This is a genomic window from Acinetobacter lactucae, from assembly GCF_013344765.1.
Lineage (GTDB): Bacteria > Pseudomonadota > Gammaproteobacteria > Pseudomonadales > Moraxellaceae > Acinetobacter > Acinetobacter lactucae_A.
In genome coordinates this window covers 1-2,497 of record NZ_JABVBF010000265.1, presented here as the reverse complement: position 1 = coordinate 2,497, position 2,497 = coordinate 1, and the positions used below count along the sequence as shown (strand labels likewise).

The 2,497-nt window shown below is 33.0% G+C and carries 3 protein-coding genes; 1 reads left to right on the top strand and 2 read right to left on the bottom strand.

Translation table 11 applies throughout. The features are described from left to right. Window positions 1-272 precede the first annotated feature (272 nt). The gene (locus tag HUN22_RS16470) at window positions 273-818 is read right to left on the bottom strand and encodes a hypothetical protein (RefSeq protein WP_174731635.1); all 546 of its coding nucleotides are present in this window, start codon (window positions 816-818) and stop codon (window positions 273-275) included. 59 nt (window positions 819-877) lie between these two features. Between HUN22_RS16470 and HUN22_RS16465 the strand changes: the two genes are divergently transcribed. Then, a complete protein-coding gene (locus tag HUN22_RS16465; RefSeq protein WP_174731632.1) occupies window positions 878-1,108 on the top strand; it encodes a helix-turn-helix domain-containing protein in 231 nt (76 codons plus the stop codon). A gap of 49 nt (window positions 1,109-1,157) precedes the next feature. Here HUN22_RS16465 and HUN22_RS16460 read toward each other — a convergent pair. Then, window positions 1,158-2,497: SAVED domain-containing protein (locus HUN22_RS16460; RefSeq protein WP_174731629.1), on the bottom strand; the 1,340-nt coding region annotated here is incomplete at its 5' end.

The following is a 2,497-nucleotide window of genomic DNA, read 5'->3' as shown; positions in this document are numbered from 1 at the left end:
AGTTTTTTGATAGATCTAGTAATTTAAATTATATTTTATTAGAGGCAGAATATGAAAATATCATTGATTTAGAGCGTAAGGGGAGTACTAAAAAAATGTATACTAATTTTCTATTTGACATTCTAGATGGTAAACGTGGTCTTGAAATGATTCGTGAATTTTCTCCATCATTTTAAGATGAAAATTTATTAGTTTTTATCTAATTTTTTATATTTAATCAATACCTTATAGCTGGTAATTAGAAGTTGCTAAAAGGTATCGATCTTATTTTATTATTTGCTAATAATCTTTGTTGTAAGTGTTATATATCGCCAAGCATTTGTTCCATCATTTTTTGCTCTCCAGTTGGTTGCTTTAATGGAGGTTTTCCAATTTTCTGTGCTACTTGAGCAAGAATAGTCGCCAATCCATTTAGAGTTACGAATTTGTGTAAGCACTTCAATTGTTAAACGATCGGGTGGAGGTAATGGTTGGCCATTTTTTATTGATCCAGCATTTATCATTACTGAATTATTATCACCTAAATAAGTAAATTGCCCATTTTGTCTGCGACATAGTCCTTGTAGCTTTCTATAAGGTGATGCTAATTGCTCTACCCACTGCTGATGAATAAAAATAGGGGATGAGTATGTAGATACCCGCATTTCAAAATCATTATCGATCAGGACTGGTTTTGATGAGTCATATGATTGTATATGCCATTCGTTAGTCAACATTTGGTTCACAGAGGTAGATGTACCTGTATCTAGAAATTTTGTTGTACAAGATGTCACAGTCATAACGCATAGAATTATTGGTAAATTTTTAATCTTTAACATCGTTCTAATTCTCTAATATCCTATTTTGGGATATTTTGAATTGTAACTGATATTGAGCCATGCGCTCAATACACGACCCTAGGTATCAAGACCTTATCAAGAAACTTATAGAACTTCGTGAGTCAAGGAATGTGACTCAGGTCGAGCTTGCGCGTCGTTTGAATAAACCCCAATCTTATGTTTCGAAAATTGAAATTTTAGAAAGACGTATAGATGTGATTGAATTAATAGATTGGCTAGAAGTAATGAATACAAATGTTAAAGACTTTTTGAACTTCTACGATTTCTGAATCTTGAAAAGCCTAGGTTATTCTCCTAGGCTTTTATCAGTTAATAGTTTTAGATTGACTCTAATTTATTACCTTGTTCTGTACTATTAATTCTTAATACTGGTTGTATACCATCACTTGTAAAATCATAAACTATGATATCCGGATGATTTTTATCGATCCCTTGACCTATTGCTACACATGCAGCATTTGGAGCAATGACAAGTAAGTGTACTAATGCTATTCCATAGTCGCTTTTAAGTTTTATTAAAAGTTGTTGGATTTGTGCTGTTAGAGCCTTTACATTTTTAGGATGAGGGATACTTTGGCTACCTCTGCATTGTTCTAGGTTCGTAATTTCGATAACTTGTATATTCTTTTCTTCAGCTATTTTTTTTGCTGTTTGCTGTAAAGGTTCTGCAATGGCTGTGGCATGTATACATAACACTACTTCAGATCGTTTTTCTAGATTATCTAAACCAGTAACTTCATTTAGAGGATCAATCATAGTAGTACTAGGCCATTCCCATTTTTGAGTTTCCCTTGATTTAAACATAGGAATAAACTCTCCTTTATTTCCCAATAGTGCTCCTAATCCAATTAAAGCTGGCATAGGACCAAATGCGAATATGGCAGCCTTATGATTGTGGTGTTGAGTTTGCCTTAGAATTGTATGAGCTTCTGTTTCAATACACTGTATGAAAGCTTTATTAAATAGATCAGGATGTGGCATTGAGTATTGGGGGATTAAAGCTCCATTAATTGTGTAATTTAAAGGGTATAAACTATTTGATATCTCCTTTAAATCAGGAGTAGAAGATACAGTTCCATGAACTGGCCATAAAATTGAATATACTCGAATTGGTTCAAAGGCTAGGGCATCTAGTAGTTTTTCAGCATTAGCTTTATGCAATTTTCTCATATTATTTAGGGTGAAAGCATCATATTCTGCTGCCGCTACTTTATCTATTAGGCGATGATGTTTATCACATAGTAGAAGTACATTTTCTGCGTTATTTGAAAGTGCTTCTGAAAGGAAGGGTAATCCTCTTTCTCCATTATCTGATGAGGCAATATTATGTGCGTTATAGGCGTAATTACCTTTTCGTCCTGTTAACTTATCAATATTTAAGAGTTCTCCACACCCTGTAAACATACAACGTCCATGACTATCTAACATTATTTGGTGAATGGTTTTACTCGTAAATGGATTTCCTCTTCCTGTTTTAGTTTCATTACTATAAAAAGTTGTAATGAATTTAGACTTTGCCGATTTATTATTTAGTATAACTGTCGTAAAGTCATAGCTTTCCCAAAGTGTTTGTAAAGATTCAAGATTAACAATTTCTTCATGGATTATTTTTTTGTCAGGTATAGATCGAACTTCTATTGGTTGTCTAGGTCCTAATA

Bases quoted from the DNA above. Each gene is read 5' to 3' on its own strand.
- HUN22_RS16470 (WP_174731635.1), bottom strand. From the start codon at position 818: ATGTTAAAGATTAAAAATTTACCAATAATTCTATGCGTTATGACTGTG.
- HUN22_RS16465 (WP_174731632.1), top strand. From the start codon at position 878: ATGCGCTCAATACACGACCCTAGGTATCAAGACCTTATCAAGAAACTT.